This window comes from Delftia lacustris, assembly GCF_040267515.1.
In the GTDB taxonomy this organism is placed as follows: Bacteria; Pseudomonadota; Gammaproteobacteria; order Burkholderiales; family Burkholderiaceae_C; genus Comamonas; species Comamonas tsuruhatensis.
In genome coordinates this window covers 1600353-1623912 of the sequence record NZ_CP141274.1, presented here as the reverse complement: position 1 = coordinate 1623912, position 23560 = coordinate 1600353, and the positions used below count along the sequence as shown (strand labels likewise).

At 69.1% G+C, this 23560-nt stretch carries 15 protein-coding genes; 4 read left to right on the top strand and 11 right to left on the bottom strand.

What is annotated here, in order from left to right; all coding sequences use genetic code 11:
* Nucleotides 1-26: 26 nt before the first annotated feature.
* The 7 genes from U6958_RS08795 to argH form a co-directional block, all read right to left on the bottom strand.
* Nucleotides 27-1427: an amidase gene (locus U6958_RS08795; protein WP_074921072.1), complete on the bottom strand. Its 1401-nt coding sequence runs from the start codon at nucleotides 1425-1427 to the stop codon at nucleotides 27-29.
* Nucleotides 1428-1558: 131 nt separating this feature from the next.
* Nucleotides 1559-2503: a helix-turn-helix domain-containing protein gene (locus U6958_RS08790; RefSeq protein WP_074921073.1), complete on the bottom strand. Its 945-nt coding sequence runs from the start codon at nucleotides 2501-2503 to the stop codon at nucleotides 1559-1561.
* 95 nt (nucleotides 2504-2598) lie between these two features.
* A complete protein-coding gene (locus U6958_RS08785; protein WP_074921074.1) occupies nucleotides 2599-4686 on the bottom strand; it encodes a BCCT family transporter in 2088 nt (695 codons plus the stop codon).
* Between the two features lie 206 nt (nucleotides 4687-4892).
* Nucleotides 4893-5420, bottom strand: coding sequence for a DUF2867 domain-containing protein (locus tag U6958_RS08780; RefSeq protein WP_016451129.1), 528 nt, complete (start codon nucleotides 5418-5420; stop codon nucleotides 4893-4895).
* A gap of 89 nt (nucleotides 5421-5509) precedes the next feature.
* On the bottom strand, nucleotides 5510-11572 hold the full coding sequence (locus U6958_RS08775; protein ID WP_074921075.1) for an alpha-2-macroglobulin: 6063 nt from the start codon (nucleotides 11570-11572) through the stop codon (nucleotides 5510-5512).
* A 450-nt stretch (nucleotides 11573-12022) separates the two neighbouring features.
* Nucleotides 12023-13021 carry a Bug family tripartite tricarboxylate transporter substrate binding protein gene (locus tag U6958_RS08770; protein WP_016451125.1) on the bottom strand — a complete coding sequence of 333 codons (999 nt, stop codon included), beginning with the start codon at nucleotides 13019-13021 and terminating at the stop codon, nucleotides 12023-12025.
* A 25-nt stretch (nucleotides 13022-13046) separates the two neighbouring features.
* Nucleotides 13047-14528 carry an argininosuccinate lyase gene (argH, locus tag U6958_RS08765; RefSeq protein ID WP_016445811.1) on the bottom strand — a complete coding sequence of 494 codons (1482 nt, stop codon included), beginning with the start codon at nucleotides 14526-14528 and terminating at the stop codon, nucleotides 13047-13049.
* Nucleotides 14529-14739: 211 nt separating this feature from the next.
* Between argH and U6958_RS08760 the strand changes: the two genes are divergently transcribed.
* Nucleotides 14740-15894, top strand: a complete 1155-nt coding sequence (locus U6958_RS08760; protein WP_026062438.1) for a sensor histidine kinase — start codon at nucleotides 14740-14742, stop codon at nucleotides 15892-15894.
* Nucleotides 15875-16636: a LytTR family DNA-binding domain-containing protein gene (locus U6958_RS08755; protein ID WP_047326600.1), complete on the top strand. Its 762-nt coding sequence runs from the start codon at nucleotides 15875-15877 to the stop codon at nucleotides 16634-16636. The genes U6958_RS08760 and U6958_RS08755 overlap by 20 nt, the downstream gene beginning before the upstream one ends.
* 158 nt (nucleotides 16637-16794) lie before the next feature.
* On the opposite strand, the gene U6958_RS08750 is transcribed toward U6958_RS08755, so the two are convergent.
* Nucleotides 16795-18279 (bottom strand): aminotransferase class V-fold PLP-dependent enzyme, encoded by a 1485-nt coding sequence (locus U6958_RS08750; RefSeq protein WP_016445808.1) that lies wholly within the window; start codon nucleotides 18277-18279, stop codon nucleotides 16795-16797.
* A gap of 27 nt (nucleotides 18280-18306) precedes the next feature.
* Complete coding sequence (locus tag U6958_RS08745) at nucleotides 18307-18777, bottom strand: Rid family detoxifying hydrolase (RefSeq protein WP_016445807.1); 471 nt, start codon at nucleotides 18775-18777, stop codon at nucleotides 18307-18309.
* Nucleotides 18778-19415: 638 nt separating this feature from the next.
* On the opposite strand from U6958_RS08745, the gene U6958_RS08740 reads away from it, so the two are divergent.
* Entirely contained in the window at nucleotides 19416-20828 is a 1413-nt protein-coding gene (locus U6958_RS08740) for a cache domain-containing protein (protein ID WP_074921076.1), read from the top strand.
* Entirely contained in the window at nucleotides 20825-21487 is a 663-nt protein-coding gene (locus tag U6958_RS08735; protein WP_016451121.1) for a response regulator transcription factor, read from the top strand. Before U6958_RS08740 ends, U6958_RS08735 begins: the two co-directional genes overlap by 4 nt.
* A 17-nt stretch (nucleotides 21488-21504) precedes the next feature.
* Here U6958_RS08735 and U6958_RS08730 read toward each other — a convergent pair whose 3' ends face one another.
* On the bottom strand, nucleotides 21505-22338 hold the full coding sequence (locus U6958_RS08730; RefSeq protein ID WP_016445804.1) for a ZIP family metal transporter: 834 nt from the start codon (nucleotides 22336-22338) through the stop codon (nucleotides 21505-21507).
* 304 nt (nucleotides 22339-22642) lie between these two features.
* The gene (locus U6958_RS08725) at nucleotides 22643-23539 is read right to left on the bottom strand and encodes a dienelactone hydrolase family protein (protein WP_016451120.1); all 897 of its coding nucleotides are present in this window, start codon (nucleotides 23537-23539) and stop codon (nucleotides 22643-22645) included.
* Nucleotides 23540-23560: the final 21 nt, after the last annotated feature.

Genomic DNA, 23560 nt, shown 5'->3' with positions numbered 1-23560 from the left:
CTGGCGGCTCAGGCGGCTCAGGCGGCTCAGGCAGCAGGGTGCCGTCTGTGCCAGTCCGTGGCCTGCTGGAACGCCCAGCCCGCGCGCACCAGCAGGTCTTCGCGGAAGTCGGGGGCCACGAACTGGAAGGCCACGGGCGCGCCCTCGGGAGTGCGTCCGCCGGGCAGCGTGATCGTGGGGCTGCCCGTCAGGTCGAACGGGCAGGTGTAGCGCAGCATGCCCGAGAACAGCTCGGCATCGGAGCCGAAATGCGCCATGCGCTGCAGCGTGGGGGCCGCAAAGGCCGTGGCGGGGACCAGCAGCAGGTCCACCTGCGCGAAGAGTGCGCGTACCCGGCCCGTGAAGTCCGCGCGGCGCAGCAGCAGCCGCTGGTAGTCGGTGGCGGACAGGCCCAGCCCCAGGTCGATCAGCCCGGCGAGCCCGGGGCCATAGGCCTCGCGCCGTGCAGGGAACGTGGCGCCGTGCGCCACGGCGGTCTCCACCGCGCACAGCGCCGGCCAGTCCTCCACCGCCTGGGTGGCATCAGGAAAGCGGACCTCCTGCACGCTGGCACCCAGGCGCTGCGCCACCACCAGGGCCTGCTCCACCGCCTGGCGGGAGGGGGCATCCACGCCGTCCAGTGCCCATTGCCGGTCCATGCCCAGGCGCAGGCCGGAGAATCCGCGCGTCATCATGGCCAGATAGTCGGGCACGCTGCACTGGCTGGCCGTAGGGTCCAGCGGGTCCGCCCCGGCGATGGCCGCGAGCATGGCTGCGGCATCGGCGGCACTGCGCGCCATCGGGCCTATGTGGTCCAGGGACGCCGCCAATTCGAAGGCGCCGTGGCGGCTCACCCTGCCCCAGGTGGGCTTGAGCCCCGTGATGCCGTTGGCGGCCGATGGAAAGCGGATGGAGCCCCCGGTGTCCGTGCCCAGCGATCCGAAGCACAGCCCCGCCGCCGTGGCCACGCCCGAGCCGCTGGACGAGGCCCCGGGCCATAGCTGGGCGCCCCAGGGGTTGACGGGGGCAGTGATCTCGGGATGGTGGTCGGCGAAGGCGCCTTCGGTCTGCTGCAGCTTGCCCAGGATGACGGCGCCGGCCTCGCGCAGCCTGCGCACCACGGTGGCATCTTCCGTGGGGCGATGGTCGCGGTGCAGCGTCATTCCATGCGTGGTGGGGACGCCCCGGGTCCACAGCAGGTCCTTGAGCGCCAGCGGCACGCCGTGCAGCGCACCGCGGCGGCGGCCCTGCGCGATCTCGGCGTCGGCGCGGCGGGCGTCCTCCAGCGCCTGCTGCGCCATCACCGTCACGTAGCTGTGCAGCCGCGCGTCCACGGCCTCGATGCGCGCCAGCATGTGGCGGGTCACCTCTTCCGACGAAATGCGGCGGGACTGGATCTCGCGCCCCACCTCCAGCAGTTCGAGATGGTGCAGTTCGCTGTCGTTCATGGCATGTCTCCCGGCGCCCGGCTCCGGGGCGCCACCGTTGTTGCACTGGAAAAGCCGCACGGGACGCGCGGCAGCCCCATGCTAGGGAGCCGGCGGCACCCACGCTTGTTCGGGAGGGTCAGCGACCTTGCTCAGGCGGCCAGCAGGCTGCGGGGCGTGCAGCCGAACGCCTTGCGAAAGGCTCGGCTGAAGTGCGCCGCATCGGAGAACCCATGCGCGAAGGCCGCCTCGGTCACGCTGGAGCAGCGCCCCTGCATCAGGGCCTGGCGGCTGGCCTGCAACCGCAGCTGCCATACCAGGCCCATGGGCGTCTGGTTGTGCCGCGCAAAGGCCCGCGTCACGGTACGCGGCGAGACGTTGTGCTGCTGCGCCAGCCATTGCAGCGACAGCTCGGGCGAGCCCAGGTTGTCCTGGATGAACGCCTGGATGCGGCCATGCAGGTCCCTTTCCGCGCGGGGCTGCACGGCCATTTCCTGCATCTCCAGCGCCAGGGCCAGCACGTCGAGCAGCGCCATGCCGAAGCGCTGCGCCAAGGCATCACCGTGCGGCGCAGGCGGCATGGCCATGGCCTCGCCGAGCATGGCCCGCAGCGGCGCCACGGCCGGGGCATGGCCATGCAGCGCCCGGCCCGCGTGCAAGGGTGCACGGGCAAAGCGATTCAACAATTCGCTGCGCGGAATGCGCATCAGCAGGATATCGCGGGGCGCCACCGAGAATTCGAAAGGCTGCGCAGCGTCATAAAGCACCAGATTGCCCGCACTCAGCCGGGCCACTTGCCCGCCCTGGCGCACCTCGGCCTGGCCCTGGAGCAGATAGCCCAGCCACAGCTCATCGCGGGCATGCAGGCGCAGGTGGGCTGCGTTGCGCACCCAGCGGTGGCTGGGCGCCGACATGGCACTGATCTCCAGCAGTCCCAGGGACCGCACGGACAGCGTGGCCCCGAAGCCGCCGGGACCTGCGGCGTCCCCCTGCGCGCGGTGGCTGTCGGCAGGGATGCAGTGGCGGCAGACCACCTCGTGCCAGTAGTCGAAACGATGGCGTGGCTCCTGCGAATGGGTAGAGTATTCGAGCTGCATGGCAGCGCCCAGTATCCGCAGGCGGCCGCCGGCTGGCACCCCGGTGTTTACCCAAAGGCCCGGGGTGCCGCGACGGCGGCGCTGCCAGGCACGGCTCAGCTGTGGCCCGGCGCCCGGTTCAGCAGATGCGTGCGCTGGTCGGCGCTCAGCGACAGGTAGCGCTCGTAGTGGCGCAGGATGTCGGCGATGACTTCCTCGCTGCGCAGGTACTGGATGTCGTGGCCCAGGCGGCCGTTCTCGAAGAACGTGATGGGCTCGTAGACATGGCGGCGCTCCTGCTCGTTGGCCGCCTCGCTCACCAGGAAGGTGGGCACCGTGCGGCGCGTGGCGCGCACGCCGTAGACGAAGTCGCGCAGCGAGGGATCGGGCACGGTCAGGCGCACGGCGCCCTCGCCGTCCAGGTCCTCGGTGACCACCGCCTCGACGCCGCGCTTGTGCATTTCGGCTGCCACCTCGTTCATGGCGGGCAGCACCACGCCGGCCAGGAACCTGCGCACATCGGCGCGCGAGGGCTGGTGCACGATCTGCTCCAGGCGCTTGCGCCAGTGCTGGCCGCTCCAGAAGCTGGTGGCCGGAGCCAGGTCGGGCGAGAAGTGCGCGCGGTCGGCCAGCAGGCCGCGCCACAGCCCGTAGCACAGCGCCAGCATGATGACGGCCACCGGCAGGGCCGCCACCAGGGTCATGGCCTGCAGCGCCTTGAGGCCGCCGGCCAGCATCAGCACCATGGCTGTCGCGCCCAGCACGGCAGCCCAGAACAGCCGCTGCCAGACCGGCGAACGCGCATGGCCGCGCGAGGCGATGTTGTCCACCACGAAGGCCCCGGAGTCCGCCGAGGTGACGAAGAACACCGCGATGAGCACGATGGTGAGCCAGGCCACGGGCTTGAACCAGGGCAGGTACTCGAAGAAGCGGAACAGCAGCGCATCCACGTTCGAGGCCGTCTGCCCCAACGCGCCCATGGCCACGTGGGTGTCTATCCAGATGGCGCTGTTGCCGAAGGCCGTCATCCACAGCAGGTTGAAGGCCGTGGGCACCAGCAGCACGCCGGTCACGAACTGGCGGATGGTGCGCCCGCGCGAGATGCGTGCGATGAACATGCCCACGAAGGGCGACCAGGAGATCCACCAGGCCCAGTAGAGGATGGTCCAGCCGCCGAACCAGCCTTCCTGGCTGGGCGGCTCGTAGGCAAAGGTGCGGAACGACAGCTGCACCAGGCCAGACACGTAGTTGCCGATGTTCTCGCTCAGCGCCTCGAACAGGAAGACCGTGGGCCCGGCGACGATGACGAAGGCCAGCAGGATGAAGGCCAGCATGAGGTTGAACTCGCTCAGGCGCCGCACCCCTTTGTCCAGGCCCGAGACGGCAGACAGCCCGGCCAGGCAGACCACGATGACGATGACCGCGATGCGGAAAGCCGCCGCAGAGGTATCCCAGCCCGTGAGGGTGTGCAGGCCGGCGGCCAGCTGCAGCGCGCCGTAGCCCAGCGTGGTGGCGATACCCGCGATGGTGCCCACCAGCGCGAAGGCATCCACGCTGTGGCCGATGGGGCCGTTGATGCGCTTGCCCAGCAGCGGGTACAGGCCCGAGCGCATGGTCAGCGGCAGGTTGTAGCGAAAGCCGAAGTAGGCCAGCACCAGGCCCATGGTCCCGTAGACGGCCCAGGCATGGAAGCCCCAGTGGAAGAAGGTGGACTGCAGCGCCTCGCGTGCGGCGGCCGGCGTGGAAGGCACGGCCGTGGGCGGCTTGAGGAAGTGCTGCAGCGGCTCGCCCACGCCGAAGTACATCAGGCCGATGCCCATGCCGGCGGCGAACAGCATGGCGGTCCAGGAGATGAAGCTGAACTCGGGCTCCGCATCATCGGGACCCAGGCGGATGTCGCCGAAGCGGCTGGACGCGACGAAGATCAGAAAGACCAGGAACAGCGTGACCGAGACGGCATAGAACCAGTCCATGTGCCCCACCACCCAGGCCTGGGCGCTGGAGAACAGCCGGTCGGCACTGTCGGGCATGAAGCCGCAGTACAGCAGCAGCAGGCCCAGCACCAGCAGGGAAGGAATGACGACGGGGCCCGAGAACGTGATGCGCGGTGCAGGCTCTGCAGGCGATGGCGTGGCCGCCTGCGGCGCATCCGGTGGCGGAGCTGCCGGTGGCGCCGTGCGGGGATCGGTGTTCATGTCTGGCATAGACCCTCTCTCTCTTGTGATCAATGTTGTGCCCGGGAACCGATTCGCAATGGTGGCGGCCTTGCCCTTGTGGGGCGGGCCGCGTTCCCTGCTCGGGGTATGTCCGCCGGGCAAAGGCCGCAAGTATCGTGACTCTTCGCGTCTGCCCGCGTCGGACGCAGGCCCTGAAGGCTTCCGTTTTGCTGACGTGATGCCTTCAGGCCAGGTCAGCCGGCCAGCTTGGCCACCACGGCCGGGGCGATGACGCGGTGGGCCGGCGCCACGCCCAGCATGTAGATACGGCCCAGGGCATTGTGCACATGGACCACGGTGGACATGGCGGCGGTGAAGGTGGCGGACGGCGCGCCCTCGGGGCCGGGCAGCCGCATGAGGGAGACCTGCACGTCCAGGTGCCGGTCGCTGTCGCCCAGCACCACCTCGCCATCGCTCAGCGCATGGATGCGGAAGATGCCGGCGCGGTCGCCCACGCGGTAGCTGGATGCGGCGCGCTGCGCATCGACGCCGCTGAGCGTGCCCAGGTCCTTGATGCCGAAGGGCGCCACCACACGGTTGCGCAGGCGCATCAGAAAGTCGATCCAGCCCGGCGTGCGGCCCACGCAGCGCAGGTACAGCGCCATGGGGCTGCTGCCGTCGTCCGGCAATTGCAGCTGGTAGCTGTCGTGGAAATAGGCGGTCTTGAGGCGGTCCTGCAGGGCGCTGCCCGCGGGAACCGGGGAGAGGATGACTTGTGCCATGGAGCGGAGGGTGATGAAAAAAGGGGGCGGTCCTGCAGCCATCATAGGCCGCAGGGCCGCCCCCTTGTCAGGGCGCCATCAACGCTGCATCAGCGCTTGTCGCCCACCTTGATGCGGGCGTTGGGAACCTCGCCGAACATCTCGGGCGCATACAGCGCCTCCACCCGCGTGGGCGGCAGCGCGAAGTCGCCGGCATTGTTCAGCCGCACGGTGTACTCCACGCGCGTATTGCCCTTGGGCAGGTACTGGTAGTAGGCGCGGTAGGCCTCGAAGCTGCGCTCCTCATAGGCCAGCCAGCCCGCGCCTTCTGCGCGCTCGCCGCCCGAGGCGATCTCCGAGTCGCGCCCCAGACCGCCGCCCAGGATGGTGGCGCCCGTGGGCACGGGGTCGGTGATGGCCACCCAGGTCATGTCGGTGCGGGCCTGCACCTCCAGCGTGACGCGCAGCACGTCGCCGCGCGAGTACTGGCCTGCGGGCAGGCTCTTGTCGGCCTGCTCCACGGGCTTGACCGTGCGCGTGACGGTGTAGCCGGCGCTGAACGGCGCCTTCAACTGCACGGCCGCCACAGACTGCAGCGTGAGCCAGGGCTTGCCGGTGCCCTGCTGGGTCACCGTCAGCTGGCCCTTGCGGGCCTCGCCCACCGCGCTCCAGGGCAGGAACATGGTGTTGTTGCGCAGGCCGCCGACCACCGTGGTCGCGCCGAAGCTGGACGCCTGGTGCGCCGCGCCCTCGCTGTCGCTGGCGCGCATGCGCGTGACCTGGCTCCACTCCACGCGGGCCTGGGACGCGCCCAAAGCCGCCTGGGTGGCGCCCGTCACGGGCGTGGCCTCGAACTGCTGCGAGAAGCGCTGCAGTGCCAGCGCTCCCCACAGGTTGGCCGTGGTCGTGCCCCAGGCACCGTTGCTCTGGCGCGAGATGAAGCCGTTGGCCAGGCGCGGCAGCTCTTCCTTCCACGTCGGGTCGTCCATGTTGACCAGCATCAGGCGGGCCAGGTTGACCTCGGGGCCCTGCATCAGCCACCACCACTGGTCGTCCTGCTCGTTGCTGAAGGCCACGCGCGTGCCCTGGTAGCTCAGGCGGGCGCGCAGGATCTGCTGGGCCTGGGCCAGCTGCTGTTCGCGCTGGGGCAGCTCGCGCATGTGCTTGAGCAGGGCCACCCAGTCGATGACGGCATGCGTGGGCCAGTCGTTGGGCGCGATGGTGATGCTGTCGAGCATGCGCGGATTGGCGCGGCCCGTCAGCGCCAGCGCCTGGATGGCGGCCAGCTTGCGCATGTCCAGGTCCTTGCGCGGGCTCCAGAAGCTGCGCTGGATGCGGCCTTCGACGAAGGCGATCAGGCCGTTTTCCATGCGCTCGCGCTCGGCCGCCGGCAGCACGAAGCGCTTGTCCACGCCCTGTGCCAGTGCCGAGAGGTTGAGCAGGTGGGCCGTCAGCGTATCGCTGCCGCGGGCCGCACGGCCTGAACCGTCGCCCGCCAGCGGGAAGTAGCTGGCCAGGCCGTCGCCGTCCAGGTAGCTGGGCAGTTGGCCCATCGTGGACTGCCACAGCGTGGCGTCGCTCATGCCCACGGCCTTGCTGGTGACCTGCTCCAGGCAGCTGTAGGGATAGCGCGCCCACCAGTCGCGCACGCCCGGCAGGCCTTCGGCCAGCTTGGGCGCCAGCGACATGCGCAGGCCGCCGCGGCCGGACAGTGCATCGGCCGGCAGCTGCACGGGCAGGTTGATGCTGCCATCGACCTGCATCAGCGTGCCCTGCTGCACCGTGAGCGGCACGGCCGGGATGATGCGCTGGCTGACCTTCAGCCTGTCGCTGGCCGGCTTGTCACCGCCTGCGGTGTCGCGGGCCTCGATCTCCCAGATCAGCGCCTCGGCGCGCGTCTGGCCCAGCTGGGCCGGCGCCGTGACGTTCCAGGCCACCTCGCGCGCCTCGCCCGCGGGAATCTCCACGGTCTGCGCTGCCAGCTCCAGCAGCGTGGCACGCGGCGTGACCTGCACCTTCATGGCCTTGGCCGAGGTGTTGCGCAGCGTGACCATGGCACGGAACTGGTCCTCCTCGCGCACCAGCGGCGGCAGGCCGCTGATGATCTGCAGGTCCTGGGCCGTGCGGATGGGCGCCTGGCCCGTGCCGAACATCGACACGCCATGGTCGGCCACCGCCACCACCTGGAAGGTGGTCAGCGAGTCGTTCAGTGGCACGCTGACCTGGGCCTTGCCCTGGGCATCGAGCACCACGCTCGGATTCCACAGCAGCAGCGTCTCGAACAGCTCGCGCGTCTGGCTGCGGCCACCGCCGCCGCCAGCGGCCACGGCCTTGCGGCCGTAGTGGCGCCTGCCGATCACCTCCATCTGCGCGGTCGAGGTCTGCACGCCCCACTCGCGGCGGCGCAGCATGGCGTCGGCCAGCTGCCAGCTGGTGTTGGGCATGAGCTCCAGCAGGGCCTGGTCCACGACCGCCAGCGCCACCTCGGCGCCAGCGGCGGGCTTGCCGTCGGGCAGCGTGGCGCTGATGGTGACCTTGGCGGTGCCGCGCACCTGGTAGCTGGCCTGGTCGGCCGTGACCTTGACGTCGATGCGGTGGGCCTTGGTGCCCACGCGGATCTCGGCCATGCCCAGGCGGTAGGCGGGCTTGGACAGATCGACCAGGGCCGTGGGCGCGATGTATTCCTTGCCCTCGTGCCAGAAGGCATTCCACCACTCGCGCGGCGCCTTGAAGCCCCAGGTGAAGAAGCTGTACCAGGGCACCTCGCGCAGCCGCCCGCGCAGGGCCAGCACGCTCACGTAGACGTTGGGCCCCCAGTCGGGCTGGACCTTCAGCTCCACGGTGGGGTTCTGGCCATTGAGCTGCATGACCTGGGTGCTGACGATGCCTTCGCGCTCCACGGCGACCAGGGCCGTCGCATAGCGGAAGGGCATGCGCACCTGGAAGCGCGCGGTCTCGCCGGGCTCGTAGCTGCGCTTTTCGGGCAGCACGTCCATGCGGTCATGGTCCTCGCCGCCGAACCACAGCTCGCCCTGGCGCGTGACCCAGACGCTGGAGGCGGCCTGGGCGGGCCGGCCGTCCTTGTCGGAGGCGGTGACGATCAGCTCGACCTCGCCGGGCTGCGACAGCTGGGCCTCGCACTGCACCATGCCCTGGGCATCGCTGTTGCCCGTGCACACCGTGCCCATGGATTGGAGCGCGGTCTGGTTGTCGTAGCTGTAAAAGCCCCCCACCAGGCGCTTGCGGCTGCTGGTGGTGACGCGGGAGATGGCCTCCACCTTGACCGGCACGCCGGCCTGGGGCTTGCCGTCCACGCCCAGCGCCAGCGCCTGGAACTGCAGCTTGCGGCCCGTGGTGATCCAGCTTTCGGCGCGCACGCCGGCCACGATGGCCGCGGGCCACAGCATCTGCGTGCTGCGCAGGGTCTGCACCTCGCCATTGGGGTCGGCATAGGTGGCCTCGATCAGCAGCTCGCGCGGCTCGCGCAGCTTGGGCAGGTTCTCGATCTTGAGCTTGCCCAGTCCTTCACGGTCCAGCGTCACGGGCAGCTTGTCGGCCACCACCTTGCTGTCCTGGGAGGCCGTGGCCTCCTCGTCATCGCTCTGGCCCGTGTCCTGGGCGCTGCGCGGTGCCGAGAAGCTGAAGCCCTGCCAGTCGCTGCGGTCCATCCAGGTGGAACGCACCAGGGCGGACACGCGCACCGGCAGGTTGGCGGCCGGGCCGCCGGAGACGTAGTTCACCTGCACCTGCACCGGCAGGCTGGAGACGCCGACCAGGGCCTGCTTGCCTTCGGGGCCCACACGGCCTTCGAGCACGGGCAGGCGGAATTCCTCGACACGGAAACTGCCCGTGCCGAAGCGGTTGTTGCGCCCGCGCGAGCCGTTGCCATCGCCGCGCAGCTCCACGGAATACGAGCCGAGCTTGGCGCCCTTGGGCACGGAGAAGCTGTTTTCCGCACTCAGGCCGCCCGTGCCCGTGGAACGCCACTGCAGCGGCTGCGTGTACTGCTGGCCGCTGCCTTCATGGGTGATGACCAGTTGCGTGGGCCGCTGCTCGGGCAGCGCAAAGCCGCCCTGCCCCTGGCCGATGCCGGTCTGGGTGCGCATCAGGTGCTTCATGGACACGGTCTCGCCGGCGCGCAGCAGCGTGCGGTCGAAGATGGTGTGGGCCACCTCGTCGCGCTGGGCGCTGCGGCTGGTGGGCACGTTGAAGCGCCAGGACTCGATGCCGCGCTGCCAGTCGCTCCAGGTGAAGGCCAGCTCCTGCTGGCCGTCCTTGCCCTGGGCGCGTGCGCTGACGAAGTAGGCCGGCGAGCGGTAGCCGACACCGCCCGTGCACTGGGGCGGCTCGGGCGACAGGCCGTCCAGGCGCGCCACGCCACTGGCGTCGGTGGTGGCCGAGGTCAGCACCTTGCCATTGCAGTCGGAGACCTGGATCTTGGCATTGGCCACGGCCTGGCCCTTGTCCAGCGTGGTCACCCAGGCGGCCGCGTTCTCGCGGCCGAGCTTGAAGTGCACGGACAGGTTGGTCACCAGGGCCGAGGTGCGCACATACATGCTGCGCGCCGAGCCGTAGCGCTCATCGAGCAGCGACTGGCCCAGCAGCGGCGAGGCGATCTCGACCACGTGAAAGCCCGGCGTGAGCGGAATGCCCACCACCTCGAAGGGGCGCGGATCGCCCTTGACGGGCTTGGGCAGCTCCAGCGTCTTGACGTCGCCCTGGCCGGCCAGCAGCGACAGCATGCGCGTCTGCACATAGTCGCGGTTTTCGTTGTCGATCACGGGCGGCAGCGGGCCCTTGATGTCGCGCGAGGCGCGCTTGCGGTCCATGTCGGAGGACTCGTAGTCGGCCACGCGGCGCATCCAGGCGATGATCTCGGCATCGCTGCCGGGCTGCTTGGTGCTCACGCGGCTGGCATCCAGGGACCTGGTGGCCAGCTCGGACTCCACATTGCGCAGCGTCACGGGCAGCAGGGCCGGGCCGTCCGGGCCTTCGGCGTAGCGCTCGACGATGCCGAAGGGCGAGGCCGCGAACTTGGCCAGCGGCGGCAGCGCGCCCGTGGCCACCTGCAGCGGGAACATGTCGGCATTGCTCAGGCTGCGGCCTGCCGCGTCCTTGAACTGCGGAGGCAGCTCCACCGTGTAGCGCGCCTGGGCCTGCATGGTGGCCGGGAAGCTCAGGTTCTGCACCAGCGAATCCTCGCTGAGCTTTTCGCCGTATTCGCTGTCGATCACGGGCGCCACCTTGGAGGCGCCGCTGCTCAGGCGAATGCCCTCGGCCAGCTTGCGCGGCACGGGGGCATTGAAGCGCAGGCGCATGGGACGGATCGGCAGGCAGGCGGCCTGGGCGTTCTCGCGCTCGCAGCTGAACTCGGCGGCGAAGGGCTCGCGCACGCGGTACTCGAAGCGCTTGTCCTGGCGGCTGGCCACGCCGTTGGGCGTGGCAATGCCGGCGCCGAAGACCAGCTTCATGGTCGTGCCCGCCGTCAGGCGGCGGTTGCAGGCCAGCGTGGCGTACTGCAGCGGGTTCTTGGCAGCGGCCTTGTCCCAGCCGCGGTGCTTGAGCAGCTCGTCGCGCTCCTTGCCTTCGATCAGGCGCACGGGAATGCGCTCGCCCACGCCTTCGGCCGTGCACCACATGTGCTGCTGCAGGCTTTGCACGGTGGCCGGGCCCGACAGGCGCAGCGCGAAGTACTGCTCCTCGTCGATCTGTTCATAGGTGTCGGGTGCCATGTCCAGCACGGCCGGGCCGCCGGTCTGGAACTGGTAGCTGGCAGCGCCCGTCACGGCCGTGCCCGCAGGCGACTTGTAGCCGGCCACGAGCTGGGCCGTGCAGCGCACGCCGGGCGGCAGGGCCTGCTTGAAGTCGAACACCCATTCGCGGTCGCTGTTCCAGCGGCCCGTGCCCTGGGTGGCCGCCGCATCGCTGCAGCTGAGCGTGACCGGCGCGGCGGCCTTGGGGTCGCCAAAGCGCACGGCCGTGCCATCGAACTGCACCACCACCTGCTCGACCTTGGCCACCTCTCCCTGCGGGCTGAACTGGCGCACGCCCACGGCCTGCGCCGCCAGCGCCGCCGATCCCAGCAGCAGGCCCAAACCCCACCGGCCCCAGGCCCGGCCGTGCGCCGGCGGACTCTGGAACCCCTTGATCGCTGTCGTGCGAAGCACCCCCATGGCAATCCCTTCTGTCGGGCTCAGATGGCCCGGTGTTTTCTTGGAATGAGCAGGCTTTCAGCGCTGCGGCGCGCGCCGTGCACGGTGCACAGGCTGCAAATGAAAAGCCCTGCGCTGCGGCAGGGCTCGGCGGCAAGGGCTGCAACGAGGCAGATGCCCGCCGCCCGCATGCGCCGAATGCAGGGCCGCATCCGCTGCGGCTGAAAACCACTGCGCGGGATGATACCGGGCCGCATCCGCTGCAGGCCCTGCTGCAGGTGCCCGGAACCGGGTCTGCGGTGTATCCATCTGTAAGACATCGGCGCACAAGGGCGTCATATATGTCCGATCACAAGGATTCGCGCCACCCACTGCACCGTCAGCTCCGGCGATGGCCGTACCAAAACACAGCGCTTGCCGGTTCACAGCGCCTGCCGGTCGCGGAGGCTGTCGCCCCGCAGTCCGCCTGTCTTACTGCGGCTGGAAGCCGCTGGTCTGGATGATGCGTTTCCAGACCTGGGTATAGGCCTGCTCGCGCTCGGCCAGTTGCGCGGGCGGCATGTGGCCCACGGTCAGGCCCAGGGCGGTGAGCTGCTCGTGCACATCGGGCTGCTTGAGCACGGTGGCCACGGCGGCGGAGAAGCGGTCGATGAAGGCCTGGGGCGTGCCGCGCGGCGCGTAGATGCCGTAGTAGGGCGTGTCCTCGAAGCCCTTGACGCCCTGCTCGGCCAGCGTGGGCACTTCGGGCATGGTGGCCTGGCGGCGCGTGCCCAGCACGCCGATCACGCGCAGCTTGCCGGCCTTGTGGTTTTCCATGAAGTCCTGCACCGAGGCGATGCCGGCCGGGATCTGGTTGCCCAGCATGTCGGCCAGCATGGGCGCGCTGCCCCGGTAGGGCGCGGCCACCAGGTCCAGCCTGTAGTGCTCGCCCAGCAGCCTGACCAGGAATTCCGGCGTGGACGCGGGCGCGGGTATGCCTATGCTGCCGCGCTTTGCGCCCTGGCGCACCCACTCCACATACTCGGCAAGGTTGCGCGCCGGCGTGCTGGCGGAGACCGCCAGCGCGTTCACGAAGGTGGCAAAGCCGGCCACGGGAACGAAGTCATGGGCCGGGTCGAAGCCCGGCTTCTTCACCACCTGGGGCAGGATGGAGATGGTGTGGTCATGCGTGAGGAACAGCGTGTGGCCATCGGCCGCAGCCGCCTTGAGCTGCTGCGCCGCGATCTGGCCGCCCGCGCCGGGGCGGTTGTCCACCAGCACCGTGGTGCCCAGCACGTCCTTGAGCCGGTCGGCCAGCAGGCGCGCGATGGCATCGGTGCCGCCGCCCGGCGGAAAGCCCACGAGGATGCGAATGGCCTGCCCCGGCTGGGCCCAGGCCAGCGGGGCCAGGGCGGACGAGGCGGCAACGGCGGTCACTGCGCCGGCGGCGCGCAGCGCCCCCGTCAGCAGTTGGCGGCGGGAGGATGTCATGGCGTGGCTCCGGCGAACGGGGGGATCAGCCCAGGCGCGCGTTCAGGCGTGCATTCAAGCGCGCCTGGTGGCCTGCCAGCTGCTTGCGCACCTGGGCCGGCGCCGTGCCGCCCAGGGTGTTGCGCGCATTGAGCGAGCCTTCCAGGCTGAGCGCCTCGAAGACATCGGCCTCGATGCCGGGGTTGAAGGCCTGCAGTTCGGCCAGCGGCAGCTCGGTCAGGTCCACGCCCTTTTGCGAGGCCAGCTTGACGGCATGGGCCACGGTCTCGTGCGCGTCGCGGAAGGGCAGGCCCTTCTTGACCAGGTAGTCGGCCAGGTCGGTGGCCGTGGCGTAGCCCTTGAGCGCGGCGGCGCGCATGGCTTCGGCGTTGACGGTGATGCCGCCCTTCTTGCCGCCCGTGGCCGGGTCGGCCTGGCCGCCGATCATCTCGGCGAAGATGCGCAGCGTGTCCTTCAGGGTGTCCACCGTGTCGAACAGCGGCTCCTTGTCTTCCTGGTTGTCCTTGTTGTAGGCCAGGGGCTGGCCCTTCATCAGGGTGATCAGGCCCATCAGGTGGCCGACCACGCGGCCGGTCTTGCCGCGCGCCAGTTCGGGCACGTCGGGGTTCTTCTTCTGCGGCATGATCGACGAGCCCGTGGTGAAGCGGTCGGCGATGCGGATGAAGCCGAAGTTCTGGCTCATCCAGATGATCAGCTCTTCGGACAGGCGGCTCACGTGCACCATGCACAGGCTGGCGGCCGAGGTGAATTCGATGGCGAAGTCGCGGTCGCTGACGCCGTCCAGCGAGTTCTGGCAGACGCCTTCCATGCCCAGGGTGCGGGCCACGCGCTCGCGGTCCAGCGGGTAGGTGGTGCCGGCCAGGGCGGCGCTGCCCAGCGGCAGCACGTTGACGCGGCGGCGCAGGTCCAGCATGCGCTCGGCGTCGCGCTTGAACATTTCCACATAGGCCAGCAGGTGGTGGGCAAAGCTCACGGGCTGGGCCACCTGCAGGTGGGTGAAGCCGGGCAGGATCACGTCCACGTTCTTCTCGGCCACTTCGACCAGGGACAGCTGCAGCTCGCCCAGCAGGCCTTCGATGAGGTCGATCTCGCCGCGCAGCCACAGGCGCACGTCGGTGGCCACCTGGTCGTTGCGGCTGCGGCCCGTGTGCAGGCGCTTGCCAGCGTCGCCCACCAGCTGGGTCAGGCGGGCCTCGATGTTCAGGTGCACGTCTTCCAGGTCGAGCTTCCACTCGAACTGGCCGGATTCGATTTCCTGCGTGATCTGCGCCATGCCCTTGCGGATGGCTTCATGGTCGGCGGCGGCGATGATGCCCTGGGCCGCCAGCATCTCGGCATGCGCCAGGCTGCCCGTGATGTCGGCCTGCCACAGGCGCTTGTCGAAGAACACGCTGGAGGTATAGCGCTTGACCAGATCGCTCATCGGCTCTTCGAAGAGAGCGGACCAGGCCTGGGCCTTGGTATCGAGCTGGTTGTGCGAGGCGGACGTTGGTTGATTGGCAGACATGTGAGGACGCGATCTTCGATGGGGCTGTGCAGGCAGCGCAGGCGGCGGGCGGCATCGCCCCCCGGCGCAGGCAGGAAGCGAAGATTCTATCGACCTGGGCGGCGCCACGCCCGTGCAGGGGCCTACACGGGCCTGCATGGGCCTGCATGGGCGTGCATGGGCGTGCATGGGTGTGCATGGGCGGTGTGACCGCTGTGCAGGCCCGCCCGGCATGACCATAATCCGGGCATGCGGCGCGAACCCCACCCGCCGAAACACTACCTGCCGCCCCTTGCCGACCCAGCCGACCCCCACCACTGCCCCCCCGCCCCTGCCCGCGGCGCTGGTCTTTGACGCCTGCAACGTAGGCGTGGTGCTGCGCGCCGTGCTGTTTGTGCAGGCCGTGGTGGCAACGGCCTCGATGTTCGGCGCCGACTCGCCCCTGCAGTGGCTGCAGGGCATGGCCCTGCTGACCGGCGCCTGCCTGCCCGGCACGCTGGTCTGGCTGGTGGCCGCCTGCCTGCTCAAGCACCCGCTGCAGCGGCTGCCCGCCTCCGGCCAGTACGCGGCCGGTGTGCTGCTGGGCATGGCGGCCGGGCTGTATGCCTGCGCCATGCTGCACCTGGCCGGCGGCACCAGCGCCCCCTGGCTGGCCAGCGCCGTGTCCGGCGGACTGCTGGCAGCCCTGCTGGTCGCAGCCCTGGTGCTGCGCGCACGCGGCCACGCACCCGCCGACACGCAGGCGCGGCTGGCCGAGCTGCAGTCGCGCATACGCCCGCATTTCCTGTTCAACACGCTCAACAGCGCCATCGCCCTGGTGCGCGCCGAGCCCGCCAAGGCCGAGGCCCTGCTGGAGGACCTCAGCGACCTGTTCCGCTATGCGCTGGCCGAGCCGCACAGCACGACCACGCTGGCCGAGGAGATCGAGCTGGCCCAGCGCTACCTGGCCATCGAGCAGGTGCGCTTTGGCGAACGGCTGCAGGTGCGCTGGCAACTGGACCCTGCCGCCCACGGCGCCCTGCTGCCGCCGCTGCTGCTGCAGCCGCTGGTGGAAAACGCCATACGCCATGGCGTGGAGCCCAGCGCACGCGGCGGCAAGCTGCAGGTGCGCACCGAGCGCCGAGGCGATCTGGTGGAGGTGCGCATCACCAACACCCTGCCCTCCGAGATCGATTCCGCCAGCGCAGCCGGCACGCGCGGCAACGGCATTGCGCTGGCCAATGTGCGCGCCCGGCTGTCGCTGCTGCACGACCTGCAGGCCCACCTCACGGCGCGCACGCTCAACGGGCATTTCGTGGTGCGCATCAGCCTGCCGCTGGCACCGCCTGCCAGCCAACCCACGAAGGCTTTATCGAAGAAGAAGCACCATGCACATCCTGATCGTTGACGACGAAGCCCTGGCCCGCGCGCGGCTGCGCACCCTGCTGGCCGACGTGCAGGCATGCACGGGCAGCGGCCCGCACCAGGTCAGCGAGGCGGCGGACGCCCGCCAGGCCATGGCCGTGCTGCAGGCACCGGGCCCGCGCCCCGTGGAGCTGGCACTGCTGGACATCCACATGCCCGGCCAGGACGGCCTGGCCCTGGCCCATATGCTGCGCCGCCTGCCGCTGCCGCCTGCCGTGGTCTTCGTCACCGCCCATGCCGGCCACGCGGTCGAGGCCTTCGACCTGGATGCTGCCGACTACCTGACCAAGCCCGTGCGCCGCGAACGCCTGCAGCAGGCCCTGGCCAAGGCCGCGCGCACGGCCGCGCACCAGACGGCCGAACGCGACGGCGGCCCCGTGCTGCTGATACAGGACCGGGGCGCCACCGTGCGCCTGCCCCTGTCGGAGGTGCTCTATCTCAAGGCCGAACAGAAATACGTGACCGTGCGCACCGTGGGCCGCAGCTACATCCTCGACGGCGCCCTGGCCGACCTGGAGGCCCGCCACGCCGACCACCTGCTGCGCGTGCACCGCAACGCCCTCGTGGCACGCAGCGCCCTGCGCAGCCTGGAGCGCCATGACGACCCCACCGAAGGCGAAGGCTGGGCCCTGCGCCTGCACGGCATCCCCGAACTGCTCATGGTCTCGCGCCGCCAGCTCCCCCAGGTCCGCGCCGCCATCCGCGACGAAGGACAGCCCGGCTGAGGCGCAGGGCTCAAGGAGCCCGGCCCAAGACAGCCCCCCGCGTCAGAAAGCACGCCCGCAACACAAGCATGGCCCAACGCGAGGGACACCGAGCAAGGGCCGCCCCGCAGCGAGGATGTCGTCCCCCTCGGGGGGAAGGCGCGCAGCGCCTCAGGGGGCTACATTTTTCTAGACAGATCCCACATCGCATCCACCAGCAGATCGATGTCCCGCGCGTCATGCCACAGGTGCGTGGACACGCGCACGCCGTAGTGGTCTGCCGCCGCGCCGATCACGGGGAAGTTGGAGTTGCGGATCACGAAGCCCTGCGGATAGTCGCTGAGCATGCGCGCCACGAAGGTCGAGGACTTGGTCCCGTTCATCACGTCGTCCTTGTTCTGGAACGGGTTGAAGCAGGTCAGCGCCGACAGCAGCTTGGGATCGTCCTTGGGCGAGTACAGCGAGTCCACGCCCCAGCGCTCGACGATCTTTTCCTTGAGGTAGGACGACAGCGTCAGGTCATAGGTCTCGATCTTCTTGCGGCCGATGCTGTCCCACTGCGCGCAGGCCTGGGCCAGCGCCATGAACATGGGCGTGTGCACGCTGCCGCAGGAAGTGACCGAGGCGGCGATGTCGTAGGTCTCCTTGGCCGTGGTCGTGCGCTCCAGCGCCGGATAGGCGCTGGTGTGCACCGGGTACCACTTGGGCAGGGGCAGCGGGTTGGAGGCGCGGATCTTGTTGCGGATGATGAGGATGCCCGTGGAGCCCGGGCCGCACTGCCACTTGTGGCCCGCGCCCGACATGAAGTCCATGCCCAGCTCCGCATAGTTGTAGGCCATCATGCCCGGCAGGTGGGCGCCGTCCACGATGCTGATCAGGCCGTGCGCCTTGACCACGCCCATCAGGTCGGCAATGGGCAGCATGGTGCCTGTCTTGTAGGTGGGAGAGGACCACATCATGGCGCGCACGCGCTTGCCCTGGGCCTTGAGCGCGCGGATGCGCTCGTCGAACAGGTTCACGTAGGTGGCGGCCGTCTGGTTGTTGCCCACGGGCAGCGCAATGCGCGAGACCTCGATGCCGTAGCGGTCCTGGGCGATCTTCAGCGGCGTGTCGCCGCCGCCGTGCTCGTGGTTGGTGGTCACCACCACGTCGCCACGCTGCCAGTCGATGCCCAGGATGGCGTGGCACATGCCCGAGGAGGTGTTGGCCGAGAAGGCCAGCTCGTCGGCATCCACGCCAAAGCCCGGCGCCACCTGCTTGCGCAGGTCCAGCAGGTTGCTGTAGCCGTTGCCCGAGTCGGCGGCCTTCTTGCGGTTTTCGGTATCGAACACATCGAGCACCAGCTTGGGCATGGAGCCCGCCGTGCCGATGTTCATGTAGGTCTTCTCGGGCTTGAGGATGAACATGCTCTGCACGTCGGTCCAGAAGGCCTCGTCACGCATGAGCTGCTCGCGCAGCGCAGCGGCCGAGGTCTGGGCATTGCCGCTGCCGCAGGCAGCCAGCAGCGGGCCCAGCGTGGCTGCGCCGGTGCCGTAGCCCAGCATGCGCAGGAAGTCGCGGCGCTTGGAAGTCCAGCGCGCGGGATAGCCGGATTCGCCGGCGGCCGCAGTGGCGGTCAGGGATGTGGCCTGCTCGGCCGCGATCTGGGGGTGTCGTGCGTTCATGCGGTCCTCCTGTCGTTGCGCAAGCGGTCAGCGGCGGCCGACGATGGCCGAGATTTCGATCTTCACATCGCGCGGCAGGCGCGCCACCTCCACCGTGGCCCGAGCGGGGGCGCCGGTCTTGAAGTACTCGCCATAGACCTTGTTCATGGCGGCGAACTCGTTGAGGTCCTTCATGAAGACCGAGGTGGACAGCACATCCTCATAGCCCAGTCCCTGGGACTTGAGCTTGGCGCCGATGTGGTCCAGCACGGCGCGCGTCTGCTCCTCGATGGTCGTGCCCTGGATGGCCGTGCCCTGCGCGTTCAGCGGCAGCACGCCCGAGAAGTAGATCGTGTTGCCATGCGCCACCATCTGCGAATACGGGCCGATGGCCGGATAGATCTGCGTGGTGGACAGCACCTCGCGCTTGTGGGGCGCGGCGCAGCCCGCCAGCGTCGCTACCGCCGCCGCCACACCGCATGCCAGCGCCACGCGCCGCAGGTTCGATCGAATATCCATGGTATTGCCTTTCTGAAACAAGAATACAAACTGCCACTGCCGTGCCGCGCATTACTGCAACGGCGCCCCGGAAACACTTCGTCACCATTTAATTAGGTCATCGAAGGCGACATGAATCATTGACACAAAATGATTCGAATCAGTGATTTCACGGAGAAATTCTAGGCAGGGATCTGGAGCATTCGATAATGAATTTTCCCCTACGCACCACTACGCAGGACCGCTTGCGCAGTGCTACGCAGCAGGATAACTCTCTTCTGAAACAACGGTTTGGCACGGAACCTGCTCAACCGTAGCCAGGCATGTCAGACAGATGAGGGACGGCGCACCACAATACGGCAAAACCATTATTCAAGACCCCAAAAAGGGGACAACGCACCAAGAAAATGCATATCGGATTCCCTATGTCAATGGGATATTCTTTCGTGCGCGAAATATATTATCCATGGCATTTTCCTTGGGATATTCAAATTCCTTTTCCTGCGCGCGTGGATATGCAGCGCGCACAGGCTATTGGCAGATACGACGCCCGCCATTCAAGGTCCGCTGCCGGGCCCCGGCGCCATGCGCGCAAGCCCTGTTGACAAGGTCCGTGCACTGGGCGGAAAAGATCGTCGGTGCACCCCACACAGGCTCCCATGCAACTTCCGCTGAAACTTGCGCTTCTGTCGATTGCCGCCATCGCGCTGGCCCTGGGCCTGGTCGCGGTGACCGTGCAACACCAGACACTGGAGCTGGCCCACCAGGAACGGGAACTGGTCGAGACCGCCTACCTGCACAGCAAGGAGACGGAGCTGCGCCACTACGTCCAGCTGGCGACCACGGCGCTCACGCGCATCCAGTCCAGCGGCGAGGAGCCATCCGTGCAGCGGCGCCAGGCGCTGGATACGCTGGCGCGCATGCAGTTCGGCGAGGACGGCTACTTCTTTGTCTACGACGAACACGGCAACGTGCTGCTGGATGCACGGCAGATGGGCCTGTCGGGCGTGGACCTGTGCGATCCCAACAGCCCGGGCGGCGCAGGGCCCGCCAGGATCATCCTGGATGCCGCGCGCAGCGGCGGCGGCCTGGTGCGCTACCAGTGGCAAAAGCCGTCCTCGCTGCGTACCGAGGCCAAGCTCGCCTACGTGGCCACGGTCCCCGAATGGGGCTGGTCGCTGGGCACGGGCCTGTACCTGGACGATGTGGAGCAGGCGCTGCGCCAGATCGACGAAAGCGCCCAGGCCAATATCGCGGCCACGCGCTGGCGCATCTTCGGCATTGCGGCGCTGTGCATCGTGCTCATCGGCGTGGCGGGGCTGGCGTTCAATCTCAGCGACCACCGCGTGTCCAGCACCAAGCTGCAGCGCCTGGCCCAGCGCGTGGTGCATTCGCAGGAGGAAGAACGCACGCGCGTGGCGCGCGACCTGCATGACGGCGTGGTCCAGGTGCTGGTCTCGTCCAAGTTCCTGCTGGAGACGGCCCAGGCCCAGCTCAGGCGCCTGGCCGCACAGGACCCGGCCACGGCCCAGCGCATGGTGGACCAGGGACTGGAGCAGCTCAACCACGCGCTGGTGGAGATACGGCGCGTCTCCCACGGCCTGCGCCCCGCCCTGCTGGACGACCTGGGCCTGGCCCCGGCCCTGGCACTGATGAGCCAGCAGATGCAGGCCGAGGACGGCCTGCGCATGCAGTTCGGCTGCCGGGGCGAGACCCGCTTTCTGCCGCCCAGCCACGCCACGGCCCTGTTCCGCGTGGCCCAGGAGGCCGTGACGAATGCGCAAAACCATGCGCAGGCCACGCGCATCGACGTCAGCCTGCACTTTCAGCGCCGCCGCGTGGTGCTGCAGGTCAGTGACGACGGCCAGGGCTTCGACATGCGCCGCGTGCAGCGCGACCGCCAGGGCGGCATCGGCCTGCGCAACATGCGCGAGCGCATCGAGGGCCTGGGCGGCCATCTGAGCATCAGCTCGGGCGCCCGGGGCACCCGGCTGGTCGCCGTGCTCTACCGCAGCGGCGGCATGCCGCTGTCTCCCTCACCGGAATTCGAACTCCCACAGGCCGCTGCATGAACCCCATGATCCGCATCCTCCTGGTGGACGACCACCCTCTTGTGCGCGACGGCGTGTCCATGCGCCTGCAGGCCACCGACCATATCCGTGTCGTGGGCGAGGCCGCCAGCATGGACCAGGCCGTGCCGCTGGCGCGCGAGCTGTCGCCCGACCTGGTGGTGACCGACATCCGCATGCCGGGCGCCAGCGGCATCGACCTGGCCGCGCTGTTCCGCGATCAGTTCCCCCTGGTGCGCGTGCTGGTGCTGTCCATGCACGAGGACCCCGAATACGTGCGGCGAGCCGTGGCACTGGGCGCACGCGGCTATGTGCTCAAGGATGCACCGGCGCAGCAGCTCATCGAGGCCATAGACCGGGTCTACGCGGGCGGCCTGTATTTCAGCCCCGGCCTGCAGCCCGTGGTCGAGGACGACGGCGCCGGTGCCGGCCCCCGGCGCGCCCTCACGCCGCGCGAGGCCAGCGTGCTGCAGTGGATCTCGGAGGGCCGCTCCAACAAGGAGATTGCGGCACTGATGGGCACCTCGGTGCGCACCGTGGAAACCCACCGGCTGCACCTGCGCCGCAAGCTGCGCATCGACGGCCATGCGGCCTTCATCAAGTACGCCGTGGACTATGCCGACCTGCTGGGCAGCACGCCCGTGCAGGCCGGTGCGGGATAGCCTGAAACGCCGCCCGCTCAGTGCGCGTGCGCCGCGCGGCTGACCACGGTGACCAGCACGATGCCCAGCATCAGCCAGCCCACCTGGGCCACGGTCTCGCGCGCGCTCAGGCGCTTTTGCAGCTGGGGAATCAGGTCGGCCAGCGCCACGTAGATGAAGCTGCTGGAGGCCACGGCCAGGAAGTACGGCAGCAGCTCCTGCAGCTGGCCGACCAGGAAATAGCCGCCAATGCCGCCCAGCGTGGTCACGGCCCCGGCCATGGACACCTTGATCAGGGCCACGCGCCGGTTGGAGCTGGACTGGCGCAGCACCACGATGTCACCCATGTGGTGCGGCACCTCATGGGCCAGCACCGACACCGCCGCGATCAGCCCCAGGCGCATGTCGGCCATGAAGGCGGAGGCGATCAGCACGCCATCGCCGAAGCAGTGCACGCTGTCGCCGGTCAGCACCGCCCAGCCGCCGTGGCGGTGGCCATGATGGTGGCCATGGGAATGGTCATGGGCGTGGCCCTGGTGATCGTGATGCTCGTGGTGATCGTGCTCATGGGCCGGCGGCGCGCCGTGCTCATGCCCGTGGTGCCACAGCTCGGCCTTGGACAGCAGGAAAAAGAACACCAGGCCCACCAGCAGCGTGACGAACAGGTCGTGCGCGCCGGCCTCGCTCTCGAAGGCTTCGGGCAAGAGGTGCATGAAGGCCGTGGCCAGCAGCGCGCCCGCCGCCAGGCTCAACAGCCGCTGCGGCATCATGCCCGGCGAGCGGTTGCCTCCCAGCCCCATCAACAACGCGGCCACCCAGACGCTGCCAATACCGGCGGCCAGGGTGGCCAGAATGATTGCTACCAATGTCATAGCGATTTGTGCTTCAACCGTATGCCCTTGCAGGCGAAACCCGCGAATTCTCGCAGAAAGACCGGCCCCATCGCAGCCGTGGCCTGCGATCCCATGAAGGAAGCAGGCCACGGTGTCGGGCGCCCTCGGTTTCAGCCTACAGAAGCTGTCAAGCCCCCCCCTGCGCGAATAAAGTTGAAAGCTAGTCAGCAATACCTTAAAAACTGGCGCGTCCTCACACCAGGGACACCGAGGAAGGGCCGCCCCGCACCGAGGGTGTCGTCCCCCTCCCGCGAAGCGAGAGAGGGGGAAGCGGCGCAGCCGCTCAGGGGGTCACCCCATGCTTATTGAACCAGGCCAGCATTTTTTGCCAACCGTCGCGCGCAGCCTGCTCGCGGTAGCTGGGCCGGTAGTCGGCATGGAAGGCGTGTGGCGCCTCCGGGTAGATCACAAACTCCGAGGCCTTGGCCGCTGCCGAGCCCTGCTTGAGCGCCTCGCGCATGCGCTCCACGGATTCCAGCGGAATGCCCGTGTCCTGCCCGCCATACAGGCCCAGCACCGGCGCCTTGAGGCTGGAGACCAGCTCCAGCGGATGGCGTGGCTGCAGCGCGGTCTTGGCGCCTTCCAGCCGGCCGTACCAGGCCACGCCGGCCTTGACCGGGCCATGGGCCGCATACAGCCAGGTGATGCGCCCGCCCCAGCAAAAGCCCGTGATGGCCACGCGCGCCGTATCGCCGCCCTGCGTGCCCGCCCATTGCACGGCGCCGTCCAGGTCGGCCATGACCTGTTCGTCGGGCACCTTGGAGACCAGCTCGCTCATGAGCTTGGCGATCTCGGTATAGGTCTTGGGATCGCCCTGGCGTGCATACAGATCGGGGGCGATGGCCAGGTAGCCGGCACGCGCCAGGCGGCGGCAGGTGTCGGCAATGTATTCGTGCACGCCGAAGATCTCGGAGATCACCAGCACCACGGGCACATTCTTCTTGCCGGCGGGTGCGGCGCGGTAGGCCGGCACCTTGAAGCCGTTCACGGTGAAATGCACCTCGCCGGCCGTCAGGCCGTCGGCCGGCGTGGAGATGGCGGTCTGCGCCATGAGCGGCGTGGCCGCGGCGGCATAGCCCAGGCCCAGGGCCGTCTGCAATGCCAGGCGCCGCGTGGGCCCCTCTTCGCTGCTGCGCCCCGGAACCAGGGCCTTCAGGTCTTGCTGCTGATCGTCACGCATGCATCTCTCCTTGGTGGTGGT